Here is a 17,803-nt window from a genome sequence, read left to right on the forward strand (position 1 = left end):
CCAGAAGAAAGACGCTCGATAGCGGTGCTCAGAGAAGCCTGTGATTTGTTCAGGTTGTTCTGAGTGGTCAGGGACATGATGTTAGTATTGATAACGGACATAATCGTTTCCTTAAAGTTTAACCAGGGTTCGGATACGGCGCCAGGATGCCCGTCACCGTCTGTATTATTTATCGTCACACCCTGAAAAAACTTTAAACAGTTTTAGCATAAAACCTGCACAAAACGGCTTATTCCTCCACATACGAACGATATCAATGGGTTACCCGGATGATTGGCTGAAGCATCGCTAATATTTCATCAACAGCACAAAATGAATTTACACATTTAAATGTTTAAATATAATGGCGGCTCTTATTACCTGAGCGAGTGGAATTATGAGCAAGCAAACCCTGTTTACGCCTTTGCAAATTGGCGATCTGACCTTACGTAACCGTATCGTGCTGCCGCCGCTGACGCGTTGCCGCAGCGACCAGCCGGGCAACGTGCCGGGCGAGATGATGGTGGACTACTACCGCCAGCGCGCCAGCGCCGGTTTTATGATCACGGAAGGCACGCAGATTGAACCGCGCGGGCAGGGCTACGCCTGGACGCCAGGTATCCACAGCGCGGAGCAGATTGCGGGCTGGAAAAAGGTCACCGCAGCCGTCCATCAGGAAGGCGGAACAATTTTTTGCCAGCTGTGGCATGTGGGACGCGTTTCACATAGCGAACTGCAACCGGGCAAGCAGCCGCCGGTGGCGCCGTCTGCCGTGCCTGCAACGGGCGTACGCGTCTTTATCGAAACCGGACCGGGCGAAGGCATCCTGACCGCGCCGGATGCGCCGCGCGAACTGACCACCGCCGAAGTCAAAGAGATTGTCGAGCTGTACCGCACGGCGGCGCAAAACGCGAAGGAAGCCGGGTTTGACGGCGTTGAGCTGCATTCAGCCAACGGCTACCTGATCAATCAGTTTATTTCCGAACACAGCAATTTCCGCACCGATGAATATGGCGGCTCGCTGGAAAACAGGCTGCGCTTCCTGAAAGAAGTTACCGAAGCGGTCAGTTCCGTGTTTGGCAGCCATCGCGTCGGGGTACGCTTTGCACCGCTGTTTACCAGTACGGATGAAGAGCGGGTTTACCTGGGCCTGGTGGAAAGCGATCCGCAGACTACCTACACCGTAGCGGCAGAGATGCTGAATACGCTTGAGATCGGTTATCTGTCAATCGCAGAAGCCGACTGGGATAACAGCCCCGATCTGCCGGAAACCTTCCGCATTGCGCTGCGTAAAGCCTGGCGCGGGCCAATTATCTATTCCGGCCGCTACACCCAGGAAAAGGCAGAACACGTGCTGCAACAGGGCTGGGGCGATCTGTTTGGCTTTGGCAGAACCTTTATTGCCAACCCGGATCTGCCGGAACGCTTTCGCCACGGCTATCCGCTGAATGCCGTGGATGCCGCTTCGCTATATGGCGGCACGCGTAAAGGGTATACTGACTATCCTTTTTACGGTTCCTGATTTTGTGAGGCTGGATGACCCCTGAAAACGCGATGAAGCTGCTGGCCAATCCGACACGTATGGCCGTGCTGGCCTGGCTGAAAAACCCTGATGAAGCCTTTGCCGGCTATAGCCAGCTGTATGACTTCGACCGTTACGGGGTGTGCGCCAGCCTGATTCAGGACAAGGCGGGCTTATCGCAGCCCGCCACCTCGCTCTGCCTGAAGGTGCTTCAGGAAGCGGGCCTGCTGGAGGCGAGCAAAGTCGGCAAGTGGACCTACTATCGCCGCTGCGAGCCGCGTATCCGCGAGCTTGCCGACACGATAGGTAATTTCCTGGGCGCGTTATAGTTTACGCGTCCGGTCTCGTCACGCGGCGGCGCAGCGTCCGCCATGAGTAAACCGCATTGAAAAGCACGATGGCGGCCGTCACGATAAACACCGCACGAAACCCCCAGTGAGCCGAAACCACCGCGCCCATCAGCGGCCCGGTAACGTTGCCAATATCGCGAAATGACTGGTTATAGCTAAAGATACGTCCGGCGACGCTATTACTGACGTTATAGATCAGCAGCGTCTGTACCGCGGGCAGCAGCGCGCCGTCGGCCGCGCCCAGCAGAAAACGCAGGATCCCCAGTTGCAAAGGGGTCTGCACCAGCGACATCGGGATCAGTAGCAGCACGGAAACCACCAGCATGGCGATAAGAATACGCTCAGGCCCGATACGGTCGCCCAGTTTACCCAGCCGGGGCGCGCTGAGCAGCGCAGCGACGCCGGGCACCGAGGCAATCATTCCGCTGACAAACGCCAGATTCTGGATATCGCCAGCCAGATCCCGCACGTAGAGCGTCAGAATAGGCGCGATAGATCCGGTAGCGACCTGAATAATCAGCGTGGTGACAAACAGCGCCAGCACCAGCTTAGGCCGTTTTAAAGAGCTAAAAACGTCACGGGCGTGCAGCATATCTTTCTTCTGTACCGGCACGAAGGTTTCGCGGATAGCAAACAACGTCATCAGGAAACAGAGAAACAGCACGGCGGCGGTAATAAAGAACACCGGGCGCAGGCCAAAGCTGTCGGCCAGCAATCCGCCAATCAGTGGGCCGATCAATGCGCCGCTAACCGCGCCCGTCGACAGCCAGCCCAGCGCCCAGCCGCTTCGCTTCCGCGGCACCTGAGTCGCTATCAGCGCGTTGGCATTGGGCACAAAACCGCCCAGCAGACCTAACAACGCCCGCAGCGCCAGAAACTGCCAGATGGAGGTGGTCATCCCCATCAGCACCATCACTATCGCCATGCCAAGCGCCGACCGCAACAGCATGATTTTGCGGCCTTTACGATCGGCCAGCCCGCCCCAGAATGGCGACGCGACAGCGGAAAACAAAAAGGTAATGCTGAATACCACCCCCGACCAAAGATTCAGCGACTGCGGATCGGTTACGCCAAGCTGCTCGACGTAAAGCGGCAGAAAGGGCATCACGAGGCTGAAGGCGACGCCGGTCAGAAAACAGCCGCACCAGGCGACAAAGAGGTTTTTTTGCCAGTTAATCGGGGAAGGGGAAGCATCGGTCACAGCCATAAGCGCAGCCTGGTCAGTTTGTTAGCAGACTAAGTATGCGCCTAAAGCGCACGACTTAATAGCACCCGCCGGGGAAAACGCGGGAGGATTGAGCCGTGGTTGAGAAACGGGCGGGGTCGGTTCCGCCCGGAGCATCAATACAGAGAGGGTTCGCCTGCGGGGCGCGTTTTAAAGCGGCGGTGCAGCCACATATACTGCTCCGGCGCCATCAGCACGCCGTGCTCGACGACTTTATTCATTCGCGCGGCGGTAGCAGCTTCATCATCCAGCGGCATATTCTCTTCCGCCGGCAGGATCACCATCTCATAGCCTCTGCCGTGCGGTAAGCGACGCGGCACAAAAGGGATCACGGCGGGCTGGCCGCTGCGGATCAGCAGATAGCTGCCTTTGGTGGAAGCCGCTTTTTCCACGCCGAAAAAGGGCACGAACACGCTGCTTTTTGGGCCGTAGTCATGATCGGGCGCGTACCAGATAATATCGCCGTTTTTCAGCGCGCGGATCATGCCTTTCAGATCCTTGCGATCCAACATGCTTTTATTGGATCGCATTCTGCCCCAGGTTTGCAGCCAGTCCAGCAGCGCGTTGTCGTTAGGACGATAAACGCCGATACCGGGATTATGGATGCCGAAGATGCGGGCGCCCAGTTCCAGGGTCAGAAAATGCATCCCGATCAGCAGCACGCCTTTGCCTTCCTGATGCGCTTTGTCGATATGCTCCAGACCGCTGACCTGAAACCATTTGCTGATGCGCCAGTCGGGCCAGAACCAGGCCATGCCGGTTTCGATTAAGCCCATGCCGACGGATTCGAAGTTGCGAATCACCATCGCCTCGCGCTCCGCTTCCGGCATTTCAGGGAAGCAAAGTTCCAGATTGCGTCGGGCTACCGCCACGCGGCGAGTGATAAAACGCATGGAAAGACGACCCAGGCCGCAACCGAGGCGATAGAGCACGGGATAGGGCAACAGCACCAGCACGTAGAGCAGACCAATACCCAACCAGGTAAACCAATAACGGGGATGCAACAAAGCGCGCGAAAACTGAGGCAGCTGAGTCATGAGTTTCCAGATCGTAAAAAAGGGGCACCATTATGCTGCCCGGGATTTATTATTTATGACCTATTGTGCCATTTTTTGACAGCGAACTGAAATAATGCGTTGAGATTCAGAAGGTTTAAACACCAGCGCGCGGGCGCGCGCTGGTTAACAGGGACTACGAATTAAACAGCCCTTTGACTTCATGGGGTTCGCAACGCCAGTATTGCTCTGGCGCGTCCACCTTCGCACCCAGCTCGGCGGCGGCATGCCACGGCCAGCGCGGGTTATAAAGCATACCGCGAGCCAGCGCGACCATATCCGCTTCACCTTCCACCAGCACCGCTTCCGCCTGGCGCGGTTCGGTAATCAGCCCGACCGCAATCACCGGGATGGCGACTTCTTTTTTAATCGCCGCAGCGAAAGGCACCTGATAGTTCGGGCCGACGGTGATTTTCTGCTGCGGTGCCAGGCCGCCGCTGGACACGTGGATATAGGCACAGCCTTCCGCCTCCAGCGCTTTGCTCAGCGCGATGGACTGCGCCAGATCCCAGCCGCCGTCTACCCAGTCGGTAGCGGAAATACGCACGCCAACCGGCTTGTCTGCCGGGAATACGCGACGCACCTCGCGGAACACTTCCAGCGTCAGGCGCATACGGTTTTCCAGCGAGCCGCCGTACTGGTCTTCGCGCTTGTTGGAAAGCGGTGACAGGAACTGATGCAGCAGATAGCCATGCGCGGCGTGAACTTCCACCAGATCCAGACCAAGGCGATCGGCACGAACAGCGCTGTCGACGAAGGCCTGTTTGATCTCTTCAATACGTTCGAGCGTGAGCGCAACCGGCGCGTTATCGTCATCGCTGAAAGGCACCGCAGAAGGCGCGGAGGTCTGCCAACCGCCCTGTTCCGGCTGCAGGAAACCGCCGCCGCGCCATGGCACATCGGTAGAGGCTTTGCGGCCGGCATGGGCCAGCTGGATACCAATCGGCATCGTGGAATAGCTGCGTACATCCTGCAGCACGCTGCCCAGCGCCTGTTCGGTTTCGTCATCCCACAGGCCTAAATCCTGCGGCGTAATGCGGCCGGCGGCTTCAATGGCCGCCGCTTCGACAATCAGCAGGCCGGCGCCGGAGAGCGCCAGATGACCCAGATGAATGCGGTGCCAGGCGGTGGCTTTGCCGTGCTCGGCGGAGTACTGGCACATCGGTGCGATGGCGATACGGTTCTTAAGCGTTAACTTGCCCAGCTCGATTGGGGTAAATAGCTGACTCATGCAATATCTCCGTAAAAAATTAAGTCGGAACAGGCTAACTATAGGCGGATTTTTTTGTGATGTTGGTCCGGATATGCTTTTCCACCTGTTGCAAGGCTCTAACTTTCCTGAGACGAATTTTTTACGCTGCGGCCCGATTTTGGTTTGCTTCTGGCGCTATTCAGGTATGATATCGCCCGCAAAATTTCTCAAAAGTCGCAGGAACGTACACCATGCCAGTGTTACATAACCTTGTTTCTAATGAAGAGCTGAAAGCGCGGATGCTGGCCGAGACCGAGCCGCGTACCACAGTCTCTTTTTACAAGTATTTCACCATTACCGATCCCAAAGCGTTTCGTGACGCGCTCTATATCGCCTTAACCAAACTGAAAGTGTTTGGTCGCGTTTACGTCGCCGCAGAAGGGATCAATGCGCAAATCAGCGTGCCGGCCAGCAATTATGAAGCGATGAAGACGATGCTTTACGCTTTCGACCCGGCGCTGGATAACCTGCGAATGAATATAGCGCTCGACGATGACGGAAAATCGTTCTGGGTGCTGCGTCTGAAAGTGCGCGAGCGCATCGTTGCTGACGGCATCGCAGACGAAACCTTCGATGCCAGCGACGTCGGCGGCTACCTGAAAGCGGGCGAGGTCAACGCCATGCTGGACGATCCGGATGCGGTCTTTGTCGATATGCGCAACCACTACGAGTATGAAGTCGGGCACTTTGACAACGCGCTGGAAATCCCGGCGGATACCTTCCGCGACCAGCTGCCGATGGCCGTGGATATGCTGCAGGACAGCAAAGATAAAAAAATCGTGATGTACTGCACCGGCGGGATCCGCTGTGAAAAGGCGAGCGCCTGGATGCGGCACAACGGTTTTGAGAACGTCTATCACATTGAAGGCGGCATTATCGAATACGCGCGTCGCGCACGCGAGCAGGGGCTGCCGGTACGCTTCAAGGGCAAAAACTTTGTTTTTGATGAGCGCATGGGCGAACGTATTTCCGATGATGTTATTGCGCATTGCCATCAGTGCGGCACGGCCTGCGATACGCACGTTAACTGCAAAAACGACGGCTGCCATCTGCTGTTTATTCAGTGCGCCAGCTGTGCGGAAAAGTATCACGACTGCTGTAGCCCAATCTGTATGGAAGAGCTGGCGCTGGCGCCGGAAGAACAGCGGGCGCGTCGCGCCGGTCGGGAAAACGGCAATAAAATTTTCAACAAGTCGCGCGGCTTGCTGAATATGACGCTAAAAATCCCAACGCCCGATAACTGAGTGACCGTCAGGCAGCATTCAGGGCCGGTTTTACCGGCCTTTTTTGCTCTTTCAGCCGGTAACGGCGGCAATTCCCCGTTTTCTCACTTTTTTGCCTCGCTAACATTGCGCTAACGTTTTGTCGTCTACATATAGTTACAACATAGTGAAAGCCCGTAAAGAATGTCAATCTCAGCAGTCAGTAGCGCATCAGCACGGCTTTTTCAGGCAGGGCGTCCTGCTGCCTTCCGGCCCCACAACGCGATACGCACAGTATTAAAATGGCTATTACAGCGATTTCTGTCACAAACTTGATAAAAAGAAGACTGTCGTATAGAGTAAATTCCCGTAAAGAAACGTTTTTAAGCGCCGTACTTTTAATCTTCGCTGCTTTATAGCTTTCATTCCCTTCTTTCTCTACAGGCTCCACCGGCAACGAAAGCTATGATGCTGCCAGTCATTCTCATTAAGGGGACTGCATGAGCACGCACTCAGAAAACAGACATAAAAAGCACTTCTGGCAGAAAAAACAGAAAGAACTCACCGTAGACGATATCACCATCGTGGATAACGACATGCTGAAGCGTGCCGTAGGCGCAGCCGCGCTCGGTAACGCGATGGAATGGTTCGACTTCGGCGTCTACAGCTATCTGGCCGTGACTATTGGTAAGGTCTTCTTCCCCGGCGGCAGTTCGGCGGCCCAGCTGCTTGCCGCCTTTGGTGCCTTTGCGGCAGCCTTTGTGGTGCGTCCTATCGGTGGGCTGGTGTTCGGGCCGCTGGGCGATAAAGTTGGACGGCAGAAAGTGCTGGCCGTCACCATGATTATGATGGCTATCGGTACCTTCTGTATCGGCCTGATCCCCAGCTATGACAGCATCGGTATTCTTGCGCCAATTCTGCTGCTGGTCGCTCGCCTGGTGCAGGGCTTCTCCACCGGCGGTGAATATGGCGGCGCGGCGACTTTTATCGCCGAATACTCTACCGATAACCGTCGCGGCTTTATGGGTAGCTTCCTGGAGTTCGGCACGTTAGGCGGCTATCTGCTCGGCGCAGGGCTGGTCACCGGCCTGACGGCGGCGATGCCGGAGGCGACGCTACTGGACTGGGGCTGGCGTATTCCGTTCTTTATCGCCGCGCCGCTGGGGCTGTTTGGTCTTTATGTCCGTCTGAAGCTGGAAGAAACTCCGGCGTTCCAGAAGCATATGGAAAAGCAGGACGCACTGGAACACAGCAAGCCACGTCTGACGCTGCTGCAAATGCTGAGCAAATATCGCGCCCAGATGCTGAAATGTATTGGCCTGGTGCTGCTGTTTAACGTCTCCAACTACATGCTGACCTCCTATATGCCAAGCTACCTGACCGGTATCCTCGGCCTGAGCGAGATGAGCAGCCTGCTGCTGATCCTGGTGGTGATGTTTGTGATGATGCCGCTGACGCTGTTTTCCGGGCACTGGAACGATCGCCTGGGCCGTCGTCCGGTTATTTTAAGCGGCGCTATCGGCCTGATTGTGCTGGCTATCCCAAGCATGATGCTGATTGGTTCCGGTAATATGTGGCTGGTGTTTGCCGGGCTGATCATCCTTGGCGTGCTGCACACCTGCTTTAGCGGCTCGATGCCGGCCACGCTGCCTGCGCTGTTTGCCACGGATATTCGCTATAGCGCGCTGGCGATCGGCTTTAACCTGTCCGTTTCGCTGTTTGGCGGCACCACGCCGCTGATTACTACCTGGCTGGTGGAAACGACGCATAACCTGATGATGCCGGCTTACTATCTGATGGGCGCTGGCGCAATCGGCGTGATCACCGTCTTTACCATGCGTGAAACGGCACGTAAGCCGCTGACCGGTTCAGCGCCTGCGGTTGGCAGCGAAGCGGAAGCGCACAAGCTGGTGAAAAAACTCCGTCTGCGTCAGCAAAAGAAAGATGCGGCGGCGTCGGTTAAATAATATTTCTCGCCGTTATCAGATGACGGCTGGAAATAATTAGCGTTATGGAAAGGCGGCATTTAACGATGCCGCCTTTTTTATTTATAAGCGGGAAAGTGAGAAGGGCGTTAAATCAAATTCTGCGGTTTTTCCCTGAGCAAATTGCGCGGCGATTTCACCCAATACCGTGGCGAATTTAAATCCGTGTCCGCTTAGCCCGCTAATAATCAACCTGTCTGCTCCCAGCGTATCGATAATAAAATCTTCGTCCGCCGTATTATCGTAGGTACAGGCTTCACCACGCAGGCAAACGCCTACACCAGGTAAAAACTGCCGTAAAAATCCGAAGAGTTCGCTGCCGTCTTCAGCAACGGCGCCAAAAGGCTTACGTTGTTCCGGCGCGCTAATCGGCTGACCGCCGTTGTGCTTGCCGATTTTGATCGCGTTGTTTTCAGCAGGAAATCCATAAAAATGGGTGCCGTCCGGCATTTCCACGGCAAACGCGGGAAACTTATTATTTTCACTGTAGCGGCCGTCCGCCTGATGCCAGGCAAAGACTTTTCTGACAGGGGTGACAGGCAGTTCCGGCAGCAGCGTTTTGATCCAGGTTCCGGCGCTCAGCAGCAGCTTTTTGCCCCGGAAGGCGCCTTCCGGGGTCTGGACGACTTGCAGGCCGTCACGCTCCTCCAGCCCGGTGACCGCGCAGTTAAACAGCTGCGCGCAGCCCGCTTCTTTGCACAGGCGGATCAGGTGACGAATAGCCAGTTCGGATTTCAGATAGCCGGACTGCGGCTCGTAAATCCCCGTATAGTTTTCAGGGACGGCCAGCTGCGGCCAGCGCCGCATGGCATCTTCACCGCTGAAGATCTCCACCGGCAGGCTATAGGTTTCGGCGCTCTGCCGCACGTTGCGGATAAATTCGGAACGATCAGGCGCAAGATTCAGCACGCCGCTGCGCTGCATAATTCGCTCGCCGCACTGCTGCTCCAGCTCGTCCCACAGCTGCTGAGCGCGCAATACCATCGGCACGTAGCGGGCGCCTTCGCCGTAAGCGTGGCGAATTAAACGCGTGTCTCCATGATGGCTGCCTTCGCGATGGGGCGGATGCGCCCGATCGATCATCAGGACATTCAGTCCCGCCTGGGTGGCGTACCAGCCGGCCGCTGCACCTACCGAGCCGCTGCCCACCACAATTAAGTCATAAACCATCAGTACCTGGCTCCATCGGTTATACAGGCAGGCAGAATAGCAAAATGCGGCTGGAATGAAAAAAAATGCGGCAGAAATGAAAAAGGCACCCATTTGGGTGCCTTCAGGCCAACGCGGACGAAATTAGTGCTTTTTGTAGTCGCGATCCTGATATTCAGTAGCTTCTATCTTCGCTATGCCAGCTTCGAGAATGGAGATAAATTGTCTGGCAACATCGGTGGTCAGCCAGTAGGTCTGGCCCACTTCAGCTTCATCGTCTGGCTGTTCATTTGATGAAAGTGAATGCAGACGGATCATCATAGCATCGTAGCTGTCTACGGTACTGATATCCCACCCAACGAGGGGATGTGTCTGGATAACCTCTTTGTTTCTGTCCATTATAACCCCCTTATTACTCGTGTTAACAATGACAACGAAGTGATTTATCGAGGTTCAATGCGGCTTTTTTTCATAGAACAGGAAAATTATAACAGAAATTCCAATGTTCGCAGAATGAAATGTCGATCTGAGCCGATTGCCTTTAATTGTTACGGGATTGCGTACGCAGAAACTAAGAGCGGGTGCTCCCGATATAATAAATATCGGCAGCGAAATAACAATACTTGAGTAAATATTATTCACCCGGCTCGTTTGGCTAACTCATCGGCCAGCGCGGCGAAGTGCTGCCGCTTATTTTCATCATAATCTGAACGGGTCGCTTCCAGACGAAGCTTGTCGACCAGCCGCAGCGCGGCCTGTTCATCCAGGCACAAAGAGAGAGAGGAGAAAGCAACTTCCAGCACGCTCAGGCGGCGCTGTTGATCGGCGATCAGCGCCAGCAGCTCGCCAAACGTCATCGCTTCTTCAGGATTTTCAACATTCATGGCAGACCTCTTAGCCAGCGGCAGCAACGCATATTTGGTCACTCTACTATAGCCAGATTCCGTCAGGAGCAAAGAGGGGAGAAAAGAAAAAAGCCGGACGGCGAAGCCCGGCAAAAAACGGAAAGACCACGGGACGTCGATCAGTCGGTGATAAACCAGTCGTCGGCGCTTTCCCAGGTTTCCTGCAGGATATCGGTAATCTGGTCTTTTGCCTCTTTACCGCCGCCCATCACCGTCAGATTATTGGCTGCGGCGTAGCGTACCGAAACGCTGTGGGCGGATTCAGGAAATTGTTTGTCGATTCGCTTGCTCAGCTCGGCGCTCAGCGCATCGATGGCGCCAGCGGGCAGCGAGGTGGTTCTTGCTACAGTGACTTCAATACGCATAAAAGCCTCCGATGAATTCACTGTGAATATATACAGTAAGATCGGCGGAAGCAATCATTTTGTCTGAATTACAGCTCGACGCGCCAGTTCAGCGTTTCGCCAGCCAGGAACGGCACCAGCGTGTCTTCGCCCAGCGTGACGCTCTCCGGCACCGTCCACGGCTGACGCACCAGCTTCAGCGTGCCTTCATTCAGCGGCAGGCCGTAGAAGCGCGGGCCGTTCTCGGAACAGAACGCGGCGAAATGCGCCAGCGCGCCCAGCTCTTCAAACACGGTGGCGTAGGCGGGCAGGGAAGAAGGGGCATTAAAGACGCCTGCACAGCCGCAGCTGGCCTCCTTACGATGACGCAGGTGCGGCGCGGTGTCCGTTCCCAAAAAGAAGCGTTCGTGGCCGCTGGCGACCACTTTGCGCAGTGCTTCCTGATGCACGTTGCGCTTCAGGATGGGCAGACAGTAAAGATGCGGACGCACGCCGCCCACCAGCATATGGTTACGGTTGAACATCAGGTGCTGCGGGGTGATGGTAGCACCAAGCAGATGATTGCCTTCCTGCACGTACTCAGCGGCTTCTTTGGTGGTGATATGCTCAAAAACCACTTTCAGCGCCGGATAGCGTTTGCGCAACGGCTCCATCACGGTTTCGATAAAGCGTGCCTCGCGATCGAAAATATCGATGTGCGCATCGGTCACTTCGCCGTGGATCAACAGCGGCATGCCGATTTTCTGCATCCGCTCCAGCACGGTGGCGATGGCATCGATATTGGTCACGCCGTGGCTGGAATTGGTGGTCGCATGGGCGGGATAAAGTTTGGCAGCGGTAAACACGCCTTCGCTAAAGCCTTTCTCGACCTCGTCCGCAGCCAGCGAATCGGTCAGATAACAGGTCATCAGCGGCGTAAAACGGTGGCCTTCCGGCACGGCGGCCAGGATGCGATCGCGATAGGCCACGGCGGCGGCTACGCTAACAATCGGCGGCACCAGATTAGGCATAACGATTGCCCGACCGTTGACCTCGCTGGTGAAGGGCAGCACGGTTTTCAGCATCTCATCGTCTCGCAGATGGATATGCCAGTCGTCAGGGCGGCGGATAATAAGTTGCTGAGGGTGTGCAGTCATGAACAGGCTCCGGCAGAAGTGAAATCGTATGGCGCGATTTGGCCGGGTATCAAGGATAAAGGGAAAGCCAAACGTTTGCACCTGCTTTGTGAGGGCGGCAGCGAAATGGGTCAGGGTTTCCCATAGCGTTTGCACCTGCTTTATAAAGGCGGCGGAGAAATAAATCAGGGTTTCCCGCAGCAATTGGGAAACCCTGAGGTGTTAATCAGTAAATGGGATCACCAGCTCGCCAGGCTTCACTACCAGACCTTTAGCGAAACGCTTCGCCATCGACTCCGCCTTGCTGCGATCGGTGCTGAGCAGGTAAGCCGGCTTCTGATTGAAATACTCTTTCAGCGACTGATTCAGGTAGGGCGTCAGCGTATTCAGCACGCCCTGCATTTTCGCGGGCTGCGCCTGGACGTCGGTCAGCTGCATATCTTTCAGGAAGATTGCCCCCTTTTCCTTATCGAAAACAGGCTGCGCCTTCATGGTCAGCAGCATTTCCGCGTGCTGTGGGCCGAACAGCGAGCTGATGTCCACGGTAGCTTTACCGGTCAGCGTGACTTTGTCCGCCTCTTCGCGCCCGATTTTGCTGTTGAGATCGGTCAGGACAATATGGGCATCGACCAGCCCGGCCACGCCAATCTGCTTTTCATAATTATTATGCTTTTGCAGCGCCTGGTTTACTTCCTGCTCGCTGACGGAATATTGAGTCAGCTTGTTGCAGCCTGCCAGGCTCAGCGCCAGCATCAGGGCCATCGCGCCCCGCATAAGATTGTTCATAGTGCTCCTCGTCACGTTATGACGTCAGTTACCCCTTCTGACGCGCAGCGATAGCTTGCCCGACAAATGACAAAGAGTCACCCGGCTGGTGGGAAAAGTTGTGACGAAATAAGGCGGGGCCGTGAAAACGGCCCCGGAAGATCAGGCAGCCACGGAAGAAAGCAGATTGATCTGCGTCTGTTTCGCCATATTGTCGCGATAGTCAGCCACGCGGCTGGGATAGTCGACGCCCGCGACCAGGGTCAGGGAACGCAGCACCGGGAAAAGGTGGATATCATCCAGCGACAGCTCGCCGTTCACCGCGTTGGGCTTCACAATCAGCTTGTCGAGCTTGCGCAGATCGTCATTGATATTTTTAATAAAGCCTGCGGAATGCTGCCTCAGCTCGTCAAAGCTGCCGACGCTGGCTTCTTTTTTCTCCGTGAAGTAGCGGCGCGCTTCGGGCGTGGCGAACTCGGCAAAGGATGCCGTGGCGATGCGAGGCAGCAGCAGCTTGTTCAGATAGCTGTTAACGTGACGCAGCCAGTCGCTGATCGCGGGATTAGGACGGCCCTTCAGCAGCGGCTCGCCGTCGCTTTTATCAACAAAGGCGACGATATCCAGGCTTTCCGGCATGCAGCTGCCGTCTTCTTTCATCAGGATCGGCGCCATTTTTTGTCCGATCAGCTTCTTCGGCGTTTCTTCATCGTCATTCAGCATCACCACCAGTTCGACCGGCAGGTTTTTCAGGCCAAAGATCATGCGTGCCTTTACGCAGAACGGACAGTGTTCGTAAATAAACAGTTTCAAAAGTGCCTCCTTACAGCGATAAAGGTAACGGCAAATACCATTAACCTTCTTAATGTATGCAGGGAGTATGGAAGAGAACGGCTGACAGGGCAAACCGGTGCGCCAGCTATCGTGCGTTTCAGCCGTTTCCGCCATTCACAACGGGAATATTTCCCGGCATTATTTTACCCGACTGCAATCAGGCGGTTATAGTAAAAAGACGTGCCGTCGACGCAACGCGGCGCTTTTATTTATGATCGGCTGAATTCAGGAGAGAAGATGTTTGGCTATCGTTCCGCAGCCCCTAAAGTGCGCCTGACTACCGACAGGCTGGTCGTGCGCCTGGTACACGAGAGAGACGCCTGGCGTCTGGCGGATTACTATGCGGAAAACCGGGCATTTCTTAAGCCCTGGGAGCCGATTCGGGATGAAAGCCACTGCTATCCTTCCGGCTGGCAGGCGCGGCTGGGGCTGATCACCGATATGCATAAGCAGGGCAACGCCTACTATTTTGCGGTGATGGATCCGGACGAAAACGAAGTGCGCGGCGTGGCCAACTTCAGTAACGTGGTGCGCGGCTCGTTTCACGCCTGCTATCTGGGCTATTCGCTGGGGCAGAAATGGCAGGGACAGGGCATGATGTTCGAGGCGCTCCAGTCGGCTATTCGTTATATGCAGCGCCAGCAACATATGCACAGAATTATGGCGAACTACATGCCGCATAATCAGCGCAGCGGCAACTTACTGGCCCGGCTCGGCTTTGAAAAAGAGGGCTATGCCAAAGACTATCTGCTGATAGACGGACGCTGGCAGGATCACGTGCTGACCGCGCTGACCGCCAGAGAATGGACACCCGAACGACGTGGACCTCTTTGATGAAAATTCTTCTTCCGCCCGTTGAGGCGCGCATTATTGGCTGCCTGCTGGAAAAGCAGGTGACGACGCCCGATCAGTATCCCATGTCGTTGAACGGCGTGGTCACGGCCTGTAACCAGAAATCGAACCGCGAACCCGTGATGACGCTGGCTGAAACCGGCGTGCAGGATGCGCTGGACATGCTGGCGAAAAAGCATTTGGTTACCTCGTTTAGCGGATCCGGCCAGAGAGTGGTGAAATATGAGCACCGCTTCTGCAACAGCGAGTTCGGCCAGCTCAAATTTTCTGCCGCAGAGCTGGCGCTGGTGGCTACTTTGCTGCTGCGCGGCCCGCAAACGCCGGGCGAACTGCGCACGCGCAGCGCCCGGCTGCATGAATTTGCCGATATGGCTGAGCTTGAGCGGACGCTGGAAAATCTTGCCGCGCGCGAGGACGGCCCCTTTGTCGTCCGGCTGGCGCGTGAGCCAGGCAAGCGGGAAAGCCGCTATATGCATCTGTTCAGCGGCGAGGTGGATGAGGCCGCGTTGCCCGCCTCTTCAGACGCACCAGAAAGCGGCGATTTGACAGAAAGAGTGGCGGAACTCGAGCGCCAGATGGCGGAAATGCAGCGGCAGCTGGCTCAATTGCTGAAAGGATCCTGATATGACGTTGCGTATAGGTATGGTGGGGCTGGGCAATATTGCGCAGAAAGCCTGGCTTCCGGTGCTGGCTGACGCGCAGGGCTGGCGGCTGGCGGGCGCGTTTTCCCCTAATCAGCAGAAGGCCCGCCCGATTTGCGACAGCTGGCGTATTCCTCTTTATGCCACGCTGGAGGGATTGATTAACGACTGTGACGCGATCTTTGTGCATACCTCAACCGCCACGCACTTCAGCATCGTTAAACAGCTGCTGCTGGCGGGCAAGGATGTCTGCGTCGATAAACCGCTGGCGGCAACGCTTGCCGAAGCCGAACAGCTGGTGGCGCTGGCGCAGCAGCGTGGCCGCAAGCTGATGGTGGCGTTCAACCGCCGCTTTGCGCCTCGCTATCTGCAGCTAAAAGCGCTGGGCGGTCTGGCCTCGCTGCGCATGGACAAACACCGCAGCGACAGCGTCGGCCCGCGCGATCTCTTTTTTACGCTGCTGGACGATTATCTGCACGTCGTGGATACCGCGCTGTGGCTCGGTGGCGGCGGGGCGACACTGCAAAGCGGCACGCTGCTGACCAATGACGACGGCGAAATGCTCTATGCCGAGCACCATTTTCAGGTCGACAAGCTGCAAATCACCACCAGTATGCACCGTCGGGCGGGCACCCAGCGCGAATCGGTGATGGCGATAGCGGACGGCAGCGTCTGGCAGGTTGACGATATGCGGGAGCTACGGCAGGAAACGGCCGGTCGCCTCGTTATCGATCCCGTTCCAGGCTGGCAGAGCACGCTGGAGCAGCGTGGGTTTGCTGGCGCGGCGCGCCATTTTATCGACTGCGCGCAAAATCAGACTATGCCGCAAACCTCCGGCGAGCAGGCGCTGGCGGCGCAGCGCGTCATTGAAAAGCTCTGGCGCGACAGCGACAGGGAATAATGCTGTAACAATAGGATGTGGTTATTTCACGGCATATCAGTAGACTATGCCAGCTTTCGCGCCGTCTGAAGCGGCCGGATGATAACCGTGGCGCGCCACCTCCTTTAAAAGAATCGAAGATCATGAACCTGTTGAAATCCCTGGCAGCGGTCAGCTCGATGACCCTGTTTTCTCGCGTGCTGGGCTTTGCGCGCGATGCCATCGTGGCAAGAGTGTTCGGCGCGGGAATGGCAACCGACGCCTTCTTTGTCGCCTTTAAACTGCCGAACCTGCTGCGCCGCATCTTTGCCGAAGGCGCCTTTTCTCAGGCCTTTGTGCCGATCCTTGCGGAGTACAAAAGCAAGCAGGGCGAGGAGGCGACGCGGGTGTTTATCGCCTACGTCTCGGGGCTGTTAACGCTGGCGCTGGCGATTATTACCGTGGCCGGGATGTTTGCCGCGCCCTGGGTGATTTTAGTGACCGCGCCCGGCTTTGCCGATACGGCCGACAAGTTTGCGCTGACTTCAGCGCTGCTGCGCGTCACCTTTCCCTATATCATGCTGATTTCGCTGGCCTCACTGACGGGCGCGATCCTGAATACCTGGAACCGCTTTTCCGTGCCGGCCTTTGCGCCGACGCTGCTGAACATCAGCATGATCGGCTTTGCGCTGTTCGCGGCCCCGCATTTCCACCCGCCGGTGATGGCGCTGGCCTGGGCCGTGGTGGTCGGCGGCGTCTTACAGCTGGGCTATCAGCTGCCGCATTTAAAGAAAATTGGCATGCTGGTGCTGCCGCGCCTTAACCTGAAGGATGCGGGCGTCTGGCGGGTGATGCGCCAGATGGGGCCAGCGATCCTGGGCGTGTCCGTCAGCCAGATTTCCTTGATTATCAACACTATTTTCGCTTCATTTCTGGTTTCCGGTTCCGTTTCCTGGATGTACTACGCCGACCGCCTGATGGAGTTTCCTTCCGGGGTGCTGGGCGTGGCGCTGGGCACCATTTTGCTGCCCTCGCTGGCCAAAAGCTTCGCCAGCAATAATCACGATGAATATAACCGTCTGATGGACTGGGGACTGCGCCTCTGCTTCGTGCTGGCGCTGCCAAGCGCGGTTGCACTGGGGATCCTCGCTAAGCCGCTGACCGTCGCGCTGTTTCAGTATGGGAAATTCTCCGCGTTTGACGCGGCCATGACCCAGCGCGCGCTGGTCGCCTATTCGGTCGGACTGATGGGGCTGATCGTGGTGAAAATCCTGGCGCCGGGCTTTTATTCGCGGCAGGACATCAAAACGCCGGTCAAAATCGCCATCGTGACGCTGATTATGACGCAGGTAATGAACCTGGCCTTTATCGGCCCGCTGAAACATGCCGGTTTGTCGCTGTCGATTGGTCTGGCGGCCTGTCTGAACGCCGCGCTGCTTTACTGGCAGCTGCGCAAACAGAAAATATTTCTGCCACAGCCTGGCTGGTTCAGCTTTTTGCTGCGTTTGGTTATCGCGGTTATCGCTATGGCGGCCGCGCTGGCAGGGATGATGTGGGTCATGCCGGAATGGGCGCAGGGCAATATGCTGATGCGTTTGCTGCGTCTGGCGGCGGTCTGCGCCGTTGGCGGCGGCGTCTACTTTGCGGTGCTGGCGCTGCTGGGATTCCGCGTTAAGGATTTCGCCCGCACTACGGCCATATAAAACAAAACCCCGTTGCAAAACGGGGTTTTTAGCTTCTGCACTCACTAAAACGCAAAACCCGGCGCAGGC

General features: G+C 56.4%; 19 protein-coding genes. 8 read left to right on the forward strand and 11 right to left on the reverse strand.

Going from position 1 to position 17,803, the window contains the following annotated elements; genetic code table 11:
* Positions 1-101 (reverse strand): flagellin N-terminal helical domain-containing protein (locus AB3U87_RS18835; RefSeq protein WP_477181476.1); only part of this gene is annotated, 101 nt, incomplete at its 3' end.
* Between the two features lie 275 nt (positions 102-376).
* Here AB3U87_RS18835 and AB3U87_RS18840 point away from each other — a divergent pair.
* A complete protein-coding gene (locus tag AB3U87_RS18840; RefSeq protein ID WP_253454624.1) occupies positions 377-1,501 on the forward strand; it encodes an alkene reductase in 1,125 nt (374 codons plus the stop codon).
* A gap of 14 nt (positions 1,502-1,515) precedes the next feature.
* On the forward strand, positions 1,516-1,830 hold the full coding sequence (locus AB3U87_RS18845; protein WP_253454623.1) for an ArsR/SmtB family transcription factor: 315 nt from the start codon (positions 1,516-1,518) through the stop codon (positions 1,828-1,830).
* A gap of 1 nt (position 1,831) precedes the next feature.
* Here AB3U87_RS18845 and mdtG read toward each other — a convergent pair whose 3' ends face one another.
* The 3 genes from mdtG to AB3U87_RS18860 form a co-directional block, all read right to left on the reverse strand.
* A complete protein-coding gene (gene mdtG, locus AB3U87_RS18850) occupies positions 1,832-3,058 on the reverse strand; it encodes a multidrug efflux MFS transporter MdtG (RefSeq protein ID WP_394150086.1) in 1,227 nt (408 codons plus the stop codon).
* 134 nt (positions 3,059-3,192) lie between these two features.
* A complete protein-coding gene (locus tag AB3U87_RS18855) occupies positions 3,193-4,113 on the reverse strand; it encodes a Kdo(2)-lipid IV(A) acyltransferase (RefSeq protein WP_394150088.1) in 921 nt (306 codons plus the stop codon).
* A 154-nt stretch (positions 4,114-4,267) separates the two neighbouring features.
* Positions 4,268-5,362 carry an NADH:flavin oxidoreductase/NADH oxidase gene (locus AB3U87_RS18860; RefSeq protein ID WP_253454620.1) on the reverse strand — a complete coding sequence of 365 codons (1,095 nt, stop codon included), beginning with the start codon at positions 5,360-5,362 and terminating at the stop codon, positions 4,268-4,270.
* A gap of 212 nt (positions 5,363-5,574) precedes the next feature.
* Between AB3U87_RS18860 and trhO the strand changes: the two genes are divergently transcribed.
* The gene (gene trhO, locus AB3U87_RS18865) at positions 5,575-6,627 is read left to right on the forward strand and encodes an oxygen-dependent tRNA uridine(34) hydroxylase TrhO (RefSeq protein WP_253454619.1); all 1,053 of its coding nucleotides are present in this window, start codon (positions 5,575-5,577) and stop codon (positions 6,625-6,627) included.
* Between the two features lie 458 nt (positions 6,628-7,085).
* Entirely contained in the window at positions 7,086-8,552 is a 1,467-nt protein-coding gene (gene proP, locus AB3U87_RS18870; RefSeq protein ID WP_301252705.1) for a glycine betaine/L-proline transporter ProP, read from the forward strand.
* Between the two features lie 81 nt (positions 8,553-8,633).
* Here the strand turns inward: proP and solA are convergent, their stop codons facing one another.
* The 7 genes from solA to grxB form a co-directional block, all read right to left on the reverse strand.
* Entirely contained in the window at positions 8,634-9,740 is a 1,107-nt protein-coding gene (gene solA / locus AB3U87_RS18875; protein WP_301252706.1) for an N-methyl-L-tryptophan oxidase, read from the reverse strand.
* Positions 9,741-9,863: 123 nt separating this feature from the next.
* Complete coding sequence (bssS, locus tag AB3U87_RS18880; RefSeq protein WP_125290802.1) at positions 9,864-10,118, reverse strand: biofilm formation regulator BssS; 255 nt, start codon at positions 10,116-10,118, stop codon at positions 9,864-9,866.
* A 239-nt stretch (positions 10,119-10,357) separates the two neighbouring features.
* A complete protein-coding gene (locus AB3U87_RS18885; protein ID WP_253454615.1) occupies positions 10,358-10,603 on the reverse strand; it encodes a hypothetical protein in 246 nt (81 codons plus the stop codon).
* Between the two features lie 140 nt (positions 10,604-10,743).
* Complete coding sequence (gene dinI, locus AB3U87_RS18890; protein WP_125290800.1) at positions 10,744-10,989, reverse strand: DNA damage-inducible protein I; 246 nt, start codon at positions 10,987-10,989, stop codon at positions 10,744-10,746.
* 68 nt (positions 10,990-11,057) lie between these two features.
* Positions 11,058-12,104: a dihydroorotase gene (pyrC, locus tag AB3U87_RS18895; RefSeq protein WP_301729740.1), complete on the reverse strand. Its 1,047-nt coding sequence runs from the start codon at positions 12,102-12,104 to the stop codon at positions 11,058-11,060.
* Between the two features lie 201 nt (positions 12,105-12,305).
* Positions 12,306-12,869: a lipoprotein gene (locus tag AB3U87_RS18900; protein WP_253454613.1), complete on the reverse strand. Its 564-nt coding sequence runs from the start codon at positions 12,867-12,869 to the stop codon at positions 12,306-12,308.
* Positions 12,870-13,010: 141 nt separating this feature from the next.
* Positions 13,011-13,658 (reverse strand): glutaredoxin 2, encoded by a 648-nt coding sequence (gene grxB, locus AB3U87_RS18905; RefSeq protein WP_394150092.1) that lies wholly within the window; start codon positions 13,656-13,658, stop codon positions 13,011-13,013.
* 258 nt (positions 13,659-13,916) lie between these two features.
* On the opposite strand from grxB, the gene rimJ reads away from it, so the two are divergent.
* From rimJ to murJ, 4 genes are all read left to right on the forward strand, one after another.
* A complete protein-coding gene (gene rimJ, locus AB3U87_RS18910) occupies positions 13,917-14,513 on the forward strand; it encodes a ribosomal protein S5-alanine N-acetyltransferase (protein ID WP_125290796.1) in 597 nt (198 codons plus the stop codon).
* Positions 14,513-15,154, forward strand: coding sequence for a DUF480 domain-containing protein (locus AB3U87_RS18915; protein WP_394150095.1), 642 nt, complete (start codon positions 14,513-14,515; stop codon positions 15,152-15,154). Before rimJ ends, AB3U87_RS18915 begins: the two co-directional genes overlap by 1 nt.
* Before the next feature lies 1 nt (position 15,155).
* Positions 15,156-16,073 (forward strand): Gfo/Idh/MocA family protein, encoded by a 918-nt coding sequence (locus AB3U87_RS18920; protein ID WP_301729738.1) that lies wholly within the window; start codon positions 15,156-15,158, stop codon positions 16,071-16,073.
* 122 nt (positions 16,074-16,195) lie between these two features.
* The gene (gene murJ, locus AB3U87_RS18925) at positions 16,196-17,734 is read left to right on the forward strand and encodes a murein biosynthesis integral membrane protein MurJ (RefSeq protein ID WP_253454609.1); all 1,539 of its coding nucleotides are present in this window, start codon (positions 16,196-16,198) and stop codon (positions 17,732-17,734) included.
* Positions 17,735-17,803 lie beyond the last annotated feature (69 nt).

Source organism: Erwinia plantamica, from assembly GCF_043420595.1.
Lineage (GTDB): Bacteria > Pseudomonadota > Gammaproteobacteria > Enterobacterales > Enterobacteriaceae > Erwinia > Erwinia aeris.

Excerpts from the sequence above, each read along its gene's own strand:
- dinI (WP_125290800.1), bottom strand. The coding sequence starts at position 10,989 with ATGCGTATTGAAGTCACTGTAGCAAGAACCACCTCGCTGCCCGCTGGC.
- AB3U87_RS18845 (WP_253454623.1), top strand. The coding sequence starts at position 1,516 with ATGACCCCTGAAAACGCGATGAAGCTGCTGGCCAATCCGACACGTATG.
- solA (WP_301252706.1), bottom strand. The coding sequence starts at position 9,740 with ATGGTTTATGACTTAATTGTGGTGGGCAGCGGCTCGGTAGGTGCAGCG.
- AB3U87_RS18855 (WP_394150088.1), bottom strand. The coding sequence starts at position 4,113 with ATGACTCAGCTGCCTCAGTTTTCGCGCGCTTTGTTGCATCCCCGTTAT.
- trhO (WP_253454619.1), top strand. The coding sequence starts at position 5,575 with ATGCCAGTGTTACATAACCTTGTTTCTAATGAAGAGCTGAAAGCGCGG.
- bssS (WP_125290802.1), bottom strand. The coding sequence starts at position 10,118 with ATGGACAGAAACAAAGAGGTTATCCAGACACATCCCCTCGTTGGGTGG.
- AB3U87_RS18915 (WP_394150095.1), top strand. The coding sequence starts at position 14,513 with ATGAAAATTCTTCTTCCGCCCGTTGAGGCGCGCATTATTGGCTGCCTG.
- murJ (WP_253454609.1), top strand. The coding sequence starts at position 16,196 with ATGAACCTGTTGAAATCCCTGGCAGCGGTCAGCTCGATGACCCTGTTT.
- mdtG (WP_394150086.1), bottom strand. The coding sequence starts at position 3,058 with ATGGCTGTGACCGATGCTTCCCCTTCCCCGATTAACTGGCAAAAAAAC.
- proP (WP_301252705.1), top strand. The coding sequence starts at position 7,086 with ATGAGCACGCACTCAGAAAACAGACATAAAAAGCACTTCTGGCAGAAA.
- pyrC (WP_301729740.1), bottom strand. The coding sequence starts at position 12,104 with ATGACTGCACACCCTCAGCAACTTATTATCCGCCGCCCTGACGACTGG.
- rimJ (WP_125290796.1), top strand. The coding sequence starts at position 13,917 with ATGTTTGGCTATCGTTCCGCAGCCCCTAAAGTGCGCCTGACTACCGAC.
- AB3U87_RS18900 (WP_253454613.1), bottom strand. The coding sequence starts at position 12,869 with ATGAACAATCTTATGCGGGGCGCGATGGCCCTGATGCTGGCGCTGAGC.
- AB3U87_RS18860 (WP_253454620.1), bottom strand. The coding sequence starts at position 5,362 with ATGAGTCAGCTATTTACCCCAATCGAGCTGGGCAAGTTAACGCTTAAG.
- AB3U87_RS18840 (WP_253454624.1), top strand. The coding sequence starts at position 377 with ATGAGCAAGCAAACCCTGTTTACGCCTTTGCAAATTGGCGATCTGACC.
- AB3U87_RS18920 (WP_301729738.1), top strand. The coding sequence starts at position 15,156 with ATGACGTTGCGTATAGGTATGGTGGGGCTGGGCAATATTGCGCAGAAA.
- AB3U87_RS18885 (WP_253454615.1), bottom strand. The coding sequence starts at position 10,603 with ATGAATGTTGAAAATCCTGAAGAAGCGATGACGTTTGGCGAGCTGCTG.